The organism is Ruegeria sp. CF4, assembly GCF_056537345.1.
Genome location: NZ_JBQFRJ010000002.1, coordinates 182,070 through 198,148, shown reverse-complemented (window position 1 = coordinate 198,148; position 16,079 = coordinate 182,070). Strand labels below are relative to the sequence as shown.

The 16,079-nt window shown below is 56.1% G+C and carries 14 protein-coding genes; 11 read left to right on the top strand and 3 right to left on the bottom strand.

The features are described from left to right. The first annotated feature begins 183 nt into the window (after window positions 1-183). The 6 genes from ACR0NF_RS07645 (at window position 184) to urtE (ending at window position 6,851) form a co-directional block, all read left to right on the top strand. Window positions 184-570 carry a hypothetical protein gene (locus ACR0NF_RS07645; RefSeq protein WP_480471013.1) on the top strand — a complete coding sequence of 129 codons (387 nt, stop codon included), beginning with the start codon at window positions 184-186 and terminating at the stop codon, window positions 568-570. A gap of 287 nt (window positions 571-857) precedes the next feature. Next, window positions 858-2,132 carry an urea ABC transporter substrate-binding protein gene (gene urtA, locus ACR0NF_RS07640; RefSeq protein ID WP_480778016.1) on the top strand — a complete coding sequence of 425 codons (1,275 nt, stop codon included), beginning with the start codon at window positions 858-860 and terminating at the stop codon, window positions 2,130-2,132. A 65-nt stretch (window positions 2,133-2,197) separates the two neighbouring features. Continuing rightward, a complete protein-coding gene (gene urtB, locus ACR0NF_RS07635; protein ID WP_480778015.1) occupies window positions 2,198-4,153 on the top strand; it encodes an urea ABC transporter permease subunit UrtB in 1,956 nt (651 codons plus the stop codon). 10 nt (window positions 4,154-4,163) lie between these two features. Then, window positions 4,164-5,417: an urea ABC transporter permease subunit UrtC gene (gene urtC, locus ACR0NF_RS07630; RefSeq protein ID WP_480778111.1), complete on the top strand. Its 1,254-nt coding sequence runs from the start codon at window positions 4,164-4,166 to the stop codon at window positions 5,415-5,417. Then, window positions 5,414-6,154, top strand: a complete 741-nt coding sequence (gene urtD / locus ACR0NF_RS07625) for an urea ABC transporter ATP-binding protein UrtD (RefSeq protein ID WP_480778014.1) — start codon at window positions 5,414-5,416, stop codon at window positions 6,152-6,154. The genes urtC and urtD overlap by 4 nt, the downstream gene beginning before the upstream one ends. Then, complete coding sequence (gene urtE, locus ACR0NF_RS07620) at window positions 6,144-6,851, top strand: urea ABC transporter ATP-binding subunit UrtE (protein ID WP_480778013.1); 708 nt, start codon at window positions 6,144-6,146, stop codon at window positions 6,849-6,851. Before urtD ends, urtE begins: the two co-directional genes overlap by 11 nt. Window positions 6,852-6,997: 146 nt before the next feature. On the opposite strand, the gene ACR0NF_RS07615 is transcribed toward urtE, so the two are convergent. Both ACR0NF_RS07615 and ACR0NF_RS07610 read right to left on the bottom strand, forming a co-directional pair. Next, window positions 6,998-7,906 (bottom strand): c-type cytochrome, encoded by a 909-nt coding sequence (locus ACR0NF_RS07615; RefSeq protein ID WP_480778110.1) that lies wholly within the window; start codon window positions 7,904-7,906, stop codon window positions 6,998-7,000. Window positions 7,907-7,919: 13 nt separating this feature from the next. Next, window positions 7,920-8,387, bottom strand: coding sequence for a c-type cytochrome (locus ACR0NF_RS07610; protein WP_480667207.1), 468 nt, complete (start codon window positions 8,385-8,387; stop codon window positions 7,920-7,922). A gap of 86 nt (window positions 8,388-8,473) precedes the next feature. Here ACR0NF_RS07610 and ACR0NF_RS07605 point away from each other — a divergent pair, with 86 nt between their 5' ends. Beyond that, on the top strand, window positions 8,474-9,319 hold the full coding sequence (locus tag ACR0NF_RS07605; RefSeq protein WP_480667206.1) for a LysR family transcriptional regulator: 846 nt from the start codon (window positions 8,474-8,476) through the stop codon (window positions 9,317-9,319). A gap of 304 nt (window positions 9,320-9,623) precedes the next feature. Here the strand turns inward: ACR0NF_RS07605 and ACR0NF_RS07600 are convergent, their stop codons facing one another. Further along, the gene (locus ACR0NF_RS07600; RefSeq protein ID WP_480471022.1) at window positions 9,624-10,637 is read right to left on the bottom strand and encodes an AraC family transcriptional regulator; all 1,014 of its coding nucleotides are present in this window, start codon (window positions 10,635-10,637) and stop codon (window positions 9,624-9,626) included. 112 nt (window positions 10,638-10,749) lie between these two features. Between ACR0NF_RS07600 and ACR0NF_RS07595 the strand changes: the two genes are divergently transcribed. The 4 genes from ACR0NF_RS07595 to ACR0NF_RS07580 are packed head-to-tail and all read left to right on the top strand — an operon-like array spanning window position 10,750 to window position 16,079. After that, entirely contained in the window at window positions 10,750-12,513 is a 1,764-nt protein-coding gene (locus ACR0NF_RS07595; RefSeq protein WP_480471023.1) for an acyl-CoA dehydrogenase family protein, read from the top strand. A gap of 21 nt (window positions 12,514-12,534) precedes the next feature. Continuing rightward, window positions 12,535-13,344 (top strand): methylthioacryloyl-CoA hydratase, encoded by an 810-nt coding sequence (gene dmdD / locus ACR0NF_RS07590; RefSeq protein WP_480471024.1) that lies wholly within the window; start codon window positions 12,535-12,537, stop codon window positions 13,342-13,344. A gap of 16 nt (window positions 13,345-13,360) precedes the next feature. Further along, window positions 13,361-14,974 (top strand): AMP-binding protein, encoded by a 1,614-nt coding sequence (locus ACR0NF_RS07585; protein ID WP_480471025.1) that lies wholly within the window; start codon window positions 13,361-13,363, stop codon window positions 14,972-14,974. 1 nt (window position 14,975) lies between these two features. Then, the gene (locus tag ACR0NF_RS07580; protein ID WP_480471026.1) at window positions 14,976-16,079 is read left to right on the top strand and encodes a dimethylsulfoniopropionate demethylase; all 1,104 of its coding nucleotides are present in this window, start codon (window positions 14,976-14,978) and stop codon (window positions 16,077-16,079) included.

Sequence of the window (16,079 nt, the reverse complement as noted above, 5' to 3'; positions counted from 1 at the left end):
GCTGGCTCAGCATCTTCGACATTTTGTTACAAGCTTGAACGTTAGTGCAGAGCAAAACTGAATAACCAAGCACTGAACCTGGGAAGATCGGGCCTCTCGGTTCTGAGCAACCCGTAAGCTACAAGTCATTGATTTCATAAGCGCCGCCTTGACGGGCACATTTTCAGTTGCAATGGTTAAGATATGGGCGCTTTGAGAACAATTTTCCTTTCAATGTCATGCTTCTTAATGTCTGCTGGACTACTTTATGCCGAAAGTGACATGGTCAAATCGTTTGCAAGCTGCGCGGGCCGCTTTTCAGCCGAAATGGAACATGCGTGGCTGTTGAACGATGCTAAAGCTCAGGACTATGAACTGCGCCGTGGCGGATTTGTGTCTTTGCTGGAAGCGACGGCCACAGCGGACAATACCGAATTGGTCTTAAGCCACAGGGTAAATTCCAAGCATGCACATGCGCGTCTATTGCAAACTGCGACCTTTGGTTCAGATGCGGCAAAGGCAAGCGCAGCACGCCGAACTGCCAAGCAATATTTGGATCAGTGCAACCTGTTGATCCTGGGCGGCGCTTAAAAGACGCTTCGCTGCAGCGCCGCATTATTAGGCTGAGCATGCTGCATCGCCGCAAATTTAGGCAGTCCTCTGAATCAATCCAAGAACTCAGGCCATGAGACTCTGACGCCCGGGTAAATCTGCCTTAGCACTGTGGTGCGCCGCAAGACGGCTTGGAAAATGTGCGAAGGTGCCCGGCCTAGGAACCTGAAGACGCCCTCGCACACCGCAAATATGCGTAGGGGGGTATATGGGACGTTTCAGCGGCCCGAACAACCCTGCTGCGCATCGCATAAAAGGAAATGCTGATGCACACCAAACTTCTCACCACAACCGCCGCAGTTCTGTTGGCCAGTTCATTGCCTGCACTGGCCGATTGCCCAATCAAGGTCGGCGTATTGCATTCGTTGTCCGGCACCATGGCCATTTCGGAAACCACGCTGAAAGACACAATGGAAATGCTGGTCGAACAACAAAACGAAGCCGGTGGTCTTCTGGGGTGCGAACTTGAGGCTGTAGTTGTTGACCCGGCCTCTGACTGGCCGCTGTTTGCTGAAAAGGCGCGCGAACTGCTGACGGTCCATGAAGTTGATGTTGTTTTTGGCAACTGGACGTCGGTATCTCGTAAATCAGTCCTGCCGGTGATCGAAGAACTGAACGGTCTGCTGTTCTACCCGGTTCAGTATGAAGGTGAAGAAAGCTCGAAAAACGTATTCTACACCGGTGCCGCACCGAACCAGCAGGCGATCCCTGCCACCGATTACTTCCTAGACGAACTGGAAGTTGAAAAATTCGCTCTGTTGGGGACTGACTACGTTTACCCACGGACCACGAACAACATCCTCGAAAGCTATCTGAAGCAGAAGGGCATCGCGGAAGAAGATATCTTCGTCAACTACACGCCATTCGGTCATTCGGATTGGTCCAAGATCGTAGCCGATGTGGTTGCGCTTGGCGCGGGCGGCAAGAAAGTCGGCGTAATCTCGACCATCAACGGCGACGCAAACGTTGGTTTCTATAAAGAGCTGGCCGCTGCTGGCATCTCAGCTGACGATATTCCGGTTGTCGCCTTCTCGGTCGGCGAAGAAGAGCTGGCAGGCCTCGATACGACAAACCTCGTCGGTCATCTGGCGGCTTGGAACTACTTCCAATCAGCCGAAAGCGATGCGAACGACGCATGGGTCGAAGCGTGGAAAGTCCGCATGGGTGAAGAGCGTGTGACCAACGACCCGATGGAGGCCCACTATATTGGCTTCAACATGTGGGTGAACGCGGCGACGGCTGCTGAAACCACCGATGTCGACGCGGTTCGGACTGCCATGTACGGTCAGGAATTCCCGAACCTGACAGGCGGTACAGCGGTGATGCTGCCGAACCACCACTTGGCCAAGCCGGTGTTGATCGGCGAAATCCAGGAAGACGGTCAGTTCGACATCATCAGCCAGACCGAAGAAGTTCCGGGCGACGCCTGGACCGACTATCTGCCTGAATCCGCCGTTCTCGTGTCGGATTGGAAAGAGCTGGGTTGCGGTATGTACAACACCGAAACTGAGAGCTGCGTGCAGATCAAGTCCAACTACTAAGGACTTCACCTGAATTCCTCGGGGCGCGTCTTGTGCCCCGAGGCTCAATACAAAGGTCTTCCTAAATGACGCTTCCGTTCAGGCGGGCAGTGCTTGCCCTGCTGGTCCTTGTGGTCCCTACTCTTTTGCAAGCGCAATCCGCAGACGCCCCGGTGCAGCAGGTATTGCAGTCCTACGCGGAGGTGATCCAGAAATCCTCTCGCAAGACAATTGGCCCGGCGATTGACGCGTTGGCGCAAAGTGGACTGCCCGAAGCGCAGACCGTCTTGGAGCGTTGGCAAGCGAAGGGCATGTGGTTCAACAAGGAAACCGGTCTGTTTGTCTTTGCTTCAAAGGCTGACGGCGGGTTGCAGATATTCGACGTCTCTGACGGGACGGAGATCGGGGTTGTCGACAAGAAGGACTATAAACAACTCAAGCCAAATTCCGGCATTCGAGGTCTGATCGCCTCTGCTCTGGTGCAGTTTCAACTGAACGACCCCAATCCCAAGACCCGCGACGTTGCTTTGACAGCGATCGAGCGAGACGCCGAGGCGTCGCACCTGTCCGCACTGCGCGGTTCAATCGAGGCTGAACAAGACGCCGATCTCAAAGCGCGCAAAGACCGGCTGGAGCGTTTGCTGACGATCCGTTTTGACGAGGATGAGGCCGCAAGACTAGCTGCCATCGAAAGCTTCGCTGGCGACCTGAGCGTCGATGTCCGGGCAACGCTCAATCCTTTGGTTTCATCCGAAATCAAGGTCGCGGATGACGTTCCGGATGGGGCGGTTGGCATTGAGGTCGGATCAGACGCGCTGTCGCAGGAACAGGCCTATAGCCTGCTTGTCGCAAATGGCTTGGCACCGGAACCGGTAGATTCAGGAACCATGAAGCAAACCCTTATCGCCAACATAAACGGCGATACCGTCGCCGGTGTGCAAGTGGCGAGCCTGGACGAGGACGCCGCACGAAAGGCCGCCTATCAGGTGCTGGCCCAACAGGGTCTTGCGGCCCCGCTGGTGACACAAGATGACATTGCCGAAGCCGTTCAAAATCATAAGTTCTTTCGGGTTTACGTCTCGGCCCCTCTGCCGATCGCACTTGCTGCGCAGGCAGCGCTGGACAACATCGAAACACAGGTCGCTTTAAACCAGACGGCTGATTTGGTGTTGGATGCACTGTCTCTGGCATCGATCTACTTCCTTGCGGCGATTGGACTTGCGATCACCTTCGGCGTCATGGGGGTAATCAACATGGCCCATGGCGAATTCATCATGATGGGCGCTTACACCGGCTACGTGGTACAGCTGTTCATTCCCGATCTGACGCTCTCAATCTTTGTCGCAATTCCCTGTGCCTTTCTTGTGACCTTCGGGGCCGGAGTTCTGCTGGAGCGATTGGTCATTCGTTGGCTGTATCATCGCCCGCTGGAAACCCTGCTTGCAACCTTTGGCGTCTCGATCGCGCTTCAACAATTGGCCAAGAACATCTTCGGCACGCAAGCGCGTCCTCTGACCGCACCGGAATGGTTGGACGGGTCGATGGTGCTGAACGACATCGTATCGATCAGCTACATCCGCATCGCGATATTCGTACTAGCGTTGCTGTTTCTGGCACTATTCCTGATCGTCATGAATCGGACCCGGCTGGGGCTGGAGGTGCGCGCCGTGACACAGAACCCTCGCATGGCCTCCTCGATGGGCATCAACCCGGACCGGATCAACATGCTGACATTCGGCCTGGGTTCGGGCATCGCGGGCATCGCTGGCGTGGCCATCGGGCTTTACGCCAAAGTTACATCCGAGATGGGCTCTGACTACATCGTGCAAAGCTTTATGACGGTCGTTGTCGGCGGAGTCGGCAACATCTGGGGCACGCTGCTGGGCGCGACGATGGTTGGAACGCTGCAAAAGGGGATCGAATGGTTTAACCCGTCCAATACTCTGGCGGCACAGACCTATATGATCCTGTTCATCATCCTGTTCATTCAATTCCGACCGCGCGGCATCATCGCGCTCAAAGGTCGGGCGGCGGAAGCGTGATATGGTTGACATGACATCCACAACCGAGCCGATGCGCAAGCCACTGGTGCTGCGCTATCCCTCTGTCGCCATCTTTCTGATCATCCTGTCCCTGTTTACGGCGATCATTACTGTTCTGGGCGAAGGGTTTGGCATCGGGCTGATTTCCACCAGCTTTATCAAGACGCTGGGTAAGACGCTCTGCCTATGCCTTGCCGCACTGGCGATGGATTTGGTGTGGGGCTATACGGGTATCCTGTCGCTGGGGCACATGGCCTTCTTTGGCATTGGCGGCTACGCCATAGGCATGTGGCTGATGTATGCCCGCACCGAGATTATCGTGGTCGATAGCCTCGCAGCTTCTGCCTTGCCACCAACGGCACAGGAAATCTCGGATGGCATCGCCACTCAGATTTTCGGCGTTGTTGGTGCTTCCGAGTTTCCCCCGATCTGGGCCATCGCGCATTCACTGCCGCTACAACTGGCTGCCGTCGTGCTGGTTCCCGGTCTGCTGGCTCTAGTCTTTGGATGGCTGGCGTTCCGCAGCCGCGTGACCGGGGTTTACCTGTCGATCCTAACGCAGGCGATGACGCTCGCGCTGTCCCTGTACCTGTTCCAAAACGACAGCGGGTTGCGCGGGAACAATGGCTTGTCCGGGCTGCAGAACCTGCCGGGCCTGGACTCGGTGCCGCAATCAACGGTTTCGATCCTGTTCTTCTGGGCGTCTGCCCTGGCGCTTGGTCTGGGCTACCTAGTCTGCGCATGGGTAGTGTCCGGTAAGTTCGGATCGGTCATTCGCGCCATCCGTGACGATGAAAGCCGTGTCCGGTTCCTCGGCTACTCGGTCGAGGTCTATAAGCTGTTTATCTTCACTTTCACCGCCGTGATCTGCGGCATTGCCGGGGCCCTCTATTACCCCCAAGCCGGCATCATCAACCCGGCTGAAATCGCCCCCATCGCCTCAATCTACCTCGCCGTTTGGGTGGCAATCGGTGGACGCGGAAGGCTGTACGGAGCCGTCATCGGTGCGGCTTTCGTCTCGCTGCTGTCCACTTGGTTTACAGGCGGGCAAGCCCCCGACATCTCACTCGGGTTTTATACGATCCAGTGGGTCGACTGGTGGACCATTCTGCTTGGGTTCTCGTTTGTCGCGGTCACGCTGTTCGCGCCCCGCGGCGTAGGGGGGCTGATCGACAAGCTCACCGAACGCCGTGCGCCTGACCGACACGGTGCCGATCTGGGGCCGGACTTTGGATCGCTGCGTGAAAAGGAGGCGAATGAATGAGCACGCTTCTAGAAGTCTCTGGTGTTTCCGTGGCCTTTGACGGTTTCAAGGCCATCAACAACCTGACGTTCCAAATCGGCCCAGCCGAAATGCGCGCTGTCATCGGCCCGAACGGGGCGGGAAAGACGACGTTCATGGACATCATCACCGGCAAGACCAAGCCTGATGACGGTCACGTTCTTTGGGGTGAAAAGTCGGTCTCGTTGCTGTCGATGAGCGAAAGCCAGATCGCCCAGGCCGGAGTGGGGCGAAAGTTCCAGCGCCCGACCGTCTTCGAAGATCAAAGCGTCCGCGAAAACCTGATGCTTGCCCTGAAAAACAAACGCGGGCCGCTTTCTGTACTCCGGTTCCGGGCACGTCAGGAAGATCATGAGAAAGTCGCCGCTTTGGCCGAGGAAATCGGGCTGCGACAATCCCTGGACCGCAAGGCAGGCGAGCTCAGTCACGGGCAGAAGCAATGGCTCGAGATCGGTATGCTGCTGGCTCAAGATCCACAGTTGCTGCTGGTGGATGAGCCTGCGGCCGGGATGACCCCGGCAGAGCGACAGCACACAACCGACATTCTTGTCGAAGCGGCCAAAACTCGAGCCGTCGTCGTTGTCGAACACGACATGGAATTCGTCCGTCGCCTCAATTGCAAAGTAACTGTGCTGCATGAGGGGTCGGTTCTCGCCGAAGGGTCGTTGGACCACGTCACTCAGAACGAAAAAGTAATCGAGGTTTATCTTGGCCGCTGACCTTCTGAAAATCTCCGATTTATCTTTGCATTATGGCGGCAGCCAGATCTTGAACGGCGTTGACGTTACCGCACGCCAGGGTCAGGTGACCTGCGTGATGGGAACCAACGGCGTCGGCAAAACCAGCCTGTTGAAGGCCATATCTGGCACGCATCCCCGCAGCGGAGGTAACTACCTGCTGAACGGTGAAGAGATCGGCAACGCCACATCCTATGAGCTCGCCAGAAAAGGCGTGGCTTATGTTCCGCAAGGCCGCGAGATTTTTCCGTTTTTGACGGTTCTTGAGAACCTCGAAACCGGCTATGCCTGCCTGCCGCGCAAAGATCGCACAATCCCCGACTATATCTTCGACCTCTTTCCGATCCTCAAAGAGTTTCTTTCGCGGCGTGGCGGTGACTTGTCTGGTGGTCAGCAACAACAGCTTGCAATCGCGCGCGCGCTGATCACAAAACCAAAGCTTCTTCTGTTGGACGAACCAACGGAGGGTATTCAACCCAACATCATCAAGCAGATCGGAGAAGTCATTCGCCAGCTGCGGGATCGGGGCGACATGGCAATTGTCTTAGTCGAACAGTTTTTTGAGTTCGCTTATTCGTTAGGTAATGAGTTCTTGGTTCTGGAGCGTGGAACGCCGTATCTGCAAGGTTCGAAGAACCAAATTGGTAAGGAACAACTAAGATCAGCAGTTTCGGTTTGAAGTCACTGAAGCAATGACCCGACATTCTGCCAAGCCGACAGCATGGTAACCAGCAATTCGTGCTTAAGAATGGAAGCGAGACATATGGTCGGTTATATGAGGTCGACTGTAGACACCGGCGCCCGCATCATAGCGTCAAACGACTGTTACTCGGATGAAAGCCCTGTCGACGAAACAGGAACAGCTTTCAAATAGGCGGCAATTGCTAAACGGTCGTCATCTGTAAGCCGAGATGTGTTTTCGATAACTTCAACCATCTCACCACCAGCACTGTCATAATCCGGTGTGAAGCCAGATTTCAGGTATTCCGCTATGTCAGCTTCGGACCAATCAAGCTGGTCTGGGGTTAACCCGGGAATGCGACCTTTCCCGCTTGGGTTTGGCGCACCCGTCAGCCAAAGATCTCGTTTCAAACCGCCCAAGCCGTTTCGCGGCGTATGACATTCAGCGCAGTGCCCCAGCGCCTCCACAAGATACCGGCCTCGTCTTTGTTGATCAGTCAGATCACCTTCAACCGCCCAACCTAGTGCCAGGTGTAATAGCTTCCATCCTCCCAACCCTCGTCTAACGCTGAAGGGGAAACCCACTTCATGCGCATCGCTTTCGGTCACGGCCGCTGGCAATGTGCCAAGAAATGCATGGAGCGATACAACATCATCGGCGGTCATGTTGGCATAGGATGTATATGGAAACGCTGGGTAATAGTGTTGCCCTTCGGGTCCGGTCCCATGGATCAGGGCATTGGCTAAATCCAGCGCGGACCAGGAACCGATACCGGCAGATGGATCACTGGATATATTGGGGGCTATGAAAGTGCCGAAATCCGTCTCAAACCGACGACCGCCGGCGAGCATAAGCTTTTCCTCTCCAACCGCGTCCGGCGCTGAGTGGCAGGATGCACATCCTGCTGCAAAGAAAACGGCCTCACCTCTCGCGAGATCGGGAGTAATACCGTCCAGTTGAACCTGATCCAATCTTTGCGGTCGGGTCAGCACCAAACCGGCCAACCCGACCAAAACTACGGCACCAGCGACAAAGAGAATAGAACGCCGCACCATCAATGCCTAATCAGTCCTTTGGCGCTCTGTATGCCTTGTGACATGCCGAACAGCTTCCACCTAAATCTCCCATTGCCGCTTTCAGCGCTTCAACATCTTGTCCTGCCGCAGCCTGCATCGCAACAGCAGCGTCAGCCATGGCCTGCCCTTTGGCACCGACGTCCGGGAAGTTTTCCCATATAGCGGGTAGAGCGCGCGTGGAGGGGTCGGAAACATTGTCGGTTCCGGCGGGCCACATCGCGGATTGATCGAGCTGCGTCAGAACGACAAGGTTATTCGCGGCTCGTGTTGCGGCCTCCGCATCGTACTCCGTCTCTCCCTTGGCCATGCCGCCGAGAGTGCCAAGATTGAATGAATAAAGCTGCATGATTGAGGTCCGAGCCTTCACAGCCGGATTCTCACTTTCCTGGGCGATGGCCGTGCCAAGAGCGGCAACTGACAATAAACCTGCCGCGAAGATTGAGAACTTATTCATCATGATGTGTCTCCCTGTTCAATAAATCGAATATTAACTTGAACGAAATTACTTGTAATTGTTTGTTATTGGTCGCTACTTGTTAATTTATGAACAATGAGAATTGGGATGACATTCGATACGCACTTGCGGTGAGCAAATTCGGGTCGCTGAACGCGGCGGCGTCTGCCTTGGGGGTGACACATGCTACGGTCCTGCGCAGGGTTGCCGCATTCGAAGAGCGAAACGGCTGCCTCATTTTTCAAAGAAGCCCGTCGGGATACTCCGTTCTCCCTGAAGCCCGCGCGATCTTTTCGGCTATGGAAAGTGTTGAAGATGCCGTGCTTTCCATGGAGCGTGCGATTGTCGGCGCAAATCGTTCTCCTGTAGGCCATGTGCGAATTACGTCCACCGACAGTCTTTGTCAGATCGTTCTCCCGCAAATACTTAACGATATCTCACTCACCTACCCCGGCTTGAAACTGACTTTGTTGAGCGGAAACAATCACCACGATCTATCCCGTCTGACTGCGGACATAGCTGTACGCCCATCAATAAAGCTCGGGGAGGGGTTAATTGGTCAGCGGGCAGGAACACTGTCATTCGGGGTTTTTGACGACGGTTCCGACAAACGCAAATGGATGAGGCTTGATGGGGCGTTAAGCCGTTCACTCCCTGCCAAATGGCTGGCGCAGAATGTCAGCGCTGACGAAATGACCAACGGAGCAGACAGTTTCTTAGTGCTACAGCAAATGGCTGCCGCGGGAATCGGAAAAACATTTTTGCCAGCATTCTTTGGCAACGCGGACTCCCGGCTTCGGAGATCGCACGACGTAACCCCAGAAATTGAGGTTCCGCTCTGGGTCGCAACGCTGGACGAAATAGCAAACACTCCAAGGTTTGCAGTTGTTCAAAGAGCGTTGGTTGAACGTTTGTCCGATGTTCTTGTTGGATGACATTATTCTTTTGAATCAGCCGCGAGCACCTGGATTGTAATCCCAGAGGATGCACGGCATAGAACCTCTAATGACTTCATCAGAACTAACGAACTGTCAGCACAAATGCCGCTTTGGGCAATGGGGTGGCCCCTACGATAGCCGAACCATGTTCTCATTTGAGCGTAGTTTCTGAAACCTACCAAAATTCGCGCTAGTGGATTTACATGCAGGAGAACCGGTGCATCTTCTACTGCATTCAAGACATAGATTAGAGTACGGGTTCGGATCATTCGTTAAGAGACTTCTTGACCGAGTCTCGAACTCACATCCGGTATGACCCCGGTGTCCGGTTTGTCCATTTTCGGAAAGCCCTGTGGAAGTTCGCCGGAGCCGAGAAGCCAGTGTCAAACGCGATTTGATCTATACTGTCCGTGCTTTGCTGAAGTGCCCGTATCGCAATGTCGCGGCGTAGGGCGTCTTTTATGTCCTGAAAGGACGTTCCTTCGTTTTTTAAGCGTCTGTTCAACGTCCGAGGCGTTATTTTTAGAGCGCGGGCCGCATCCGGAAGCTGGCAAGCCTGCCATGTCGCTCCGTAAAGAAAGGCTCGAACGCGCAGGCTGTAAGTATGGGCGCGCGAGCCGGTAAAGATCCAATCCAGCGGCGCACGCTGGAGAAATACGGATGCCTCGGCGGGACTGCGGGTGATCGGGCGGGTGAATTGGCGTGAGTCGAAGCGAATACTGGTTTGTGGGGCGTCGAACTCGACGGGGCATGGAAAGACGACCGAATAGTCCGCGGCAAACTCCGGACGGGCGAAGGCAAAGCAAACCGTTTGCACCGGCGTTTCTGATCCGCTGAGCCAGGATAGCAGCCCATGCGCAAGTTTCAGAATCAGCATGTGGCCGAACCGTTGCGGCTGGGTTTCAACCAAGTAAGGCACCAAAGTCAGCGCCACCTCGTCTGATTTGCTGTGTAGGTCAAAATAGAAGTCATCCAGGAGCAGGTTCCAGAACGTCGAGAACCGATAGAGAGCCGAGGTCAGGCTGCCTGCGCCGCGCTGCACCGTCACAAGATGCTGCAATGCTCGGGGCCGGATCGGGCGGCTCCAGAGCCCCATCATTTCGTCCCCGGTCTCGGGCGCGGCAAGCTGATAAAGCCGGGCGATCTCATTCAGCGTGACACGTTGAGTTGGTGCCATTGGGCGGGCTTGAAGGCCTGAGCGTTCCAGCAGAGAAGCCATCTCTTCCGGGGTGCAACGAGACCCAAGTGCATCCAGCCAATCCTGAATAAATGCAGCTGATACGGTCGTCAGAGAGATAGGGTCCTGGCTGGTCATAGAGATCTCTGTTTGGCGTGATCGGATAGCATTTTGGCAAAATATGAGCTTATCGGCAATCTCTTCAGCAGATAGATGACGCGAAACCATAGTTGCCGCCAGGGAGCCTAGGATGTCCTATCAGCCGCCCGTCCAGGATTTGATGTTTTGTATCGAACACCTGTCTCATTGGGAGCAGGTGTCATCGTTGGCGGCGTATTCAGACTACGACCTGTCTGATATTGCTGCCGTGCTGGAAGGCTATGCCCGGTTCTGCGGTGAACAGATTGCGCCATTGTCGCATATCGGCGACACGCTGGGTGCCCGGTTCGACAACGGGCGCGTGACGATGCCTGAAGGTGACGCGCATGCCTATGCTCAGTTCGTCGAAATGGGCTGGCAGGCACTGACTCACCCGGTGGATTATGGCGGCATGGGACTGCCGCGAACTGTTGGCGCGGCGGCGGTAGAGATGCTGAATGCCGCCGACATGAGCTTTGGCCTTTGCCCGTTGCTGACCGATGGGGCCATTGAGGCGCTACTGCTGACTGGCTCGGACGAACAGAAAGCCACATATCTTGAGCCGCTGATCGCAGGACGCTGGTCCGGCACGATGAACCTGACGGAACCACAAGCGGGCAGCGATCTTGGCCGCGTGGCGACCAAAGCGGTGCAACGCGCGGATGGCAGCTATGGCATATCTGGCACCAAGATTTTCATTACATATGGCGCTCATGATCTGACCGAGAACATCATCCATTTGGTGTTGGCGCGTATTCCTGATGCACCCGCCGGGCCAAAAGGGCTGAGCCTGTTCATCGTGCCGCAGAAGCTTGTGGAAGCGGATGGCGCGGTAGGGGCCGAGAACACGGTCAACTGCGTGAGCATTGAACACAAGCTAGGTGTCCGCGCCAGCCCGACGGCGATGCTGGAATATAAGGACGCCACGGGGTTCCTGATCGGCGAGGAAAATCGCGGGTTGGAATACATGTTCATCATGATGAACGCGGCGCGGTTTTCCGTTGGGGTGCAAGGCATTGCGACCGCTGATCGTGCCTATCAGCGCGCGCTGACCTATGCGCGCGAACGGGTACAAAGCCGTCCGGTGAACGGTCAGGTCAAGGACGCTGTCCCAATCATCGAGCACCCGGATGTGCGTCGCATGCTCATGCGGATGCGCAGCCTGACCGAAGGTGGGCGGGCTATGGCGGCGGCAACCGCGGGCTTGTTGGACCTTGCACATCATCAGAGTGATCCCCAGTTGACCGCTCTGGCCGAATTCATGGTTCCGCTGGTTAAGGGTTTCTGCTCGGAACGCGCGGTCGAGGTCGCTTCGCTGGGTGTGCAAATTCATGGCGGCATGGGCTTTATCGAGGAAACCGGTGCCGCGCAGCACTATCGGGATGCTCGCATTCTACCCATTTACGAGGGCACTACCGCAATTCAGGCGAATGACCTTCTGGGGCGCAAGGTGATGCGCGACGGTGGTGAAACCGCCCGTCTTTTCGCTGCCCGAATTGCAGAGTCCGAGGCGAAACTGGCGTATGGAGATGCCACTGCACAAGCTATCGGGGCAAGCCTGACGCAAGCGCGAGGCGCGTTCGAGATCGCCTTGGATTGGTTGTTGGAAAGCAGCCGAAAGGATGTCGACGCGGCCTTTGCCGGCTCTGTCCCCTTCCTGATGTTGGCAGGTACGCTCGCGGCCGGATGGAAGCTGGCGAAGGGGGCATTGGCTGCTCAAGCCGCGCTGGACACCGGACAGGATGCGCAGTTCATGAACCAGAAAATCGCTACTGCCCTCTTCTTTGCCCAGCACGTCTTGCCCGAGTGCACTACCGAACACACCCGCATCATGTACGGCTCGCGAAGCCTGCTTGATGCGGCCTTCCCCGAATAATTCCTTGAAGGGACCTGACCCATGAATGATGTCGTGAACCCCGACACTTACGAAAACCTCGCGATTTCAGAGCGTGAGAACGGCCTGTTTGTCGTGACATTGAACCGCCCTTCAAAGCGCAACGCGCTGGATGTGGCCACCATCGAGGAACTGATACGCTTTTTCAGCGGTGCCCGCATAGCCGGTGTTAGAGCTGTGGTTTTGGCCGGTGAAGGCAACCATTTCTGCGCAGGCCTTGATCTGGTCGAACATTGGAAAGCCGACCGTAGCCCGGATGACTTCATGCATGTTTGTCTGCGCTGGCATGAGGCTTTCAACAAGATGGAATATGGCGGTGTGCCGATCATCGCCGCCCTAAAAGGAGCGGTTGTTGGCGGAGGACTGGAACTTGCCAGCGCGGCACATATCCGGGTGATCGACCCGGGCACCTATTTTGCCCTGCCCGAAGGACAGCGCGGGATTTTCACCGGTGGTGGAGCGACAATCCGTGTTTCAGACATGATCGGTAAGTACCGCATGATCGACATGATCCTGACAGGCCGCGTCTATCAGGGGCAAGAGGCCGTCGATCTGGGATTGGCGCAATACATCACTGAAGATGGCGGTAGCATGGCCAAGGCGATGGAGTTGGCAGAACAAATTGCGCAGAACCTGCCGCTGACCAACTTTGCCATCTGCTCTGCGATCAGCCACTTGAACAATATGTCCGGCATGGATGCAGCCTATGCAGAGGCCGTGGTTGGCGGAGTGGTCAATACCCAACCTGCGGCTCGTGCGCGTCTGGAAGCCTTTGCAAACAAAACCGCCGCCCGAGTGCGGCCTAACAGCTAAATCAGGCGGAACCGGGATGCGTCACCATTTCGAGGCTCTTCAGAAGACGCGGGCCAACCATGTGCCCTTATCGCCGATATCCTTTCTGCGCCGCGCCGAAAACCTGCACGGCGCGCGCAAAGCGGTGATCTATGGTGACACTCAGCGAACATGGGCCGAAACTGCAACCCGTATTCGTGCTGTGGCCGGTGGGCTCGTCGAACTTGGCGTGCAGAAGGGCGATACCGTTTCAGTGCTGAGCCCAAATATCCCGGAACTCTTCGAGTTGCACTTTGCACTGCCGCTGACGGGCGGGGTCCTCAACACGCTGAACACGCGGCTGGAACCGGAAACCATCGCCTACATTCTGGATCACGCGGACACGAAACTGGTAATCGTGGATCAGGAGCTTGTACCGCTTCTGTCCAAAGCCTTTGATCTTCTCGGTCGATCTTTGCCAGTGGTCGAGATCGCCGATCCTGCGGTTACGGGTGAGAGCCTTGGTGGTCAAACCTATGACGCGTTGACCGAAGCCACACCGCTACCAATAGAACTGCCCGATGATGAATGGGATGCCATTGCGTTAAACTATACGTCCGGTACGTCCGGTCGCCCGAAAGGCGTTGTTTATCACCATCGCGGGGCCTATCTGATGGCGCTCGGCACAGGGACGGCTTGGCAGATGCCGCCTTACCCGGTCTATCTGTCGGTGGTGCCGATGTTCCACTGCAACGGTTGGGGGCACCCGTGGTTGATGACCATGCTGGGCGCAACGGTCATTTTCACCCGAGTTCCAGCGGCAGACCGTATTCTGGACGCGATCCGCACTCATGGCGTGACCCATTTCGGCGCAGCGCCGATCGTGTTGCAAATGCTAGCCGAAGCCGAGAGCGGCACGCCCTCCTTCGATCCTGCGATCCGCGTTTTGACGGCAGGCGCACCGCCGCCGCCTTCGGTTCTCGAAAAGACCCGCGCAATGGGTTTTGACGTCATGCAGGTCTACGGCCTGACGGAGACCTATGGGCATATCTCACAATGCCTCTGGCAGGAGGAGTGGGATGATCTCAGTTCCGCTGAGCAAGCCGAGTTGCAAGCGCAGCAAGGCATCGCCTTTCCGATGGTCGAAGAGGTTACGGTGATCGACCGTAGCAACGGCACACCCGTAGCGCGTGACGGCAATACACAGGGCGAAATCGCCATTCGGGGTAACACGGTGATGGCGGGGTATTACAAGGACGCCGAGGCCACGTCGAAAGCTTTTGAGGATGGTTGGTTCTGGTCCGGCGACGGCGCTGTCTTACATGAAAACGGCTACATCCAGATACGTGACCGCCTGAAAGACGTAATCATCTCCGGCGGAGAAAACATCTCTTCGGTCGAGGTCGAAGCAGTACTCTACCACCATGACGCCGTACAGGCCGCTGCCGTGGTTGCGATGCCGCATAAAAAATGGGGCGAAGTACCATGCGCCTTTGTCGAATTGCGCGACGGTGCCGAAACAACATCTGACGAGATCATAGCCTTCTGCCGCGACCATCTGGCTGGGTTCAAGGCCCCCAAAGCCGTCGTCTTCGAAACTCTTCCCAAAACCTCCACTGGCAAAATCCAGAAGTTCCAGCTTCGGGATCGCGCCAAAGCAATGGACCCTTGAAATGCGTCTGCTGTCCCAATCCCGCCGCCTGCGTCAGACCCCTTTTTCCGAGGGCGTCGAAGACAAGGGCGTTACCGCCTACACCGTCTATAACCGGATGCTGCTGCCTACCGTTTTTGAGAGCGTCGAGGCGGATTACCGGCATCTCAAATCTCACGTCCAGGTCTGGGATGTGTCCTGCGAACGGCAGATCGAACTGAATGGCCCGGATGCGGGCCGCCTGATGCGACGGTTGACCCCTCGCAATCTTGAGAAAATGCAGGAAGACCAGTGCTACTACGTGCCGATTGTCGACGAAAATGGCGGTATGCTGAATGATCCGGTGGCGATCAAACACAGCGAGGATCGCTGGTGGATCTCAATCGCAGACAGCGATCTGCTTTTGTGGATTAAGGGTTTGGCCGTCGGTGCAGGTATGGATGTGCGGGTGTTCGAACCTGACGTCTCGCCACTGGCCGTTCAAGGACCAAAGTCGGATGACCTGATGGCGCGGGTCTTTGGAGACGAGGTTCGGGATATCCGCTTCTTCCGTTACAAACGATTGGCGTTTCAGGACACGTACTTTGTGGTCGCGCGCTCTGGTTACTCAAAACAGGGCGGCTATGAAATCTATGTCGAAAACGGTGCCTACGGTATGCCTCTATGGAACACCCTTTTCGAAGCCGGAGCTGATCTGAATGTTCGCCCGGGATGTCCAAACCTGATCGAAAGGATCGAAGGCGGGCTGTTGAGCTATGGCAACGACATGACAATGGAAAACTCACCACTGGAGTGTGGTTTGGGCAAATTCTGCAAACCGGGCGAGGACAGTGACCACATAGGCAAGCAAGCACTTGCTCGCGAAGTAGAAACTGGCCCGACCCGGCAGATCCGCGCGATTTCCATTCCCGGTGATCCCGTGCCTCCTGCTCGTTCGGCTTGGCCTTTGTTCAAAGACGGAAAACGGGTCGGTCAAATCACGTCCGCTGCCTGGTCACCTGACTTTGGCACAAACGTCGCAATTGGCATGGTTGATACACAGCATTGGGACGCAGGCACGCTGCTAGAGGTACGAACCCCAAATGGCGACCGACCAGCCGAAGTGCGGGCTGCGTTCTGGATATAG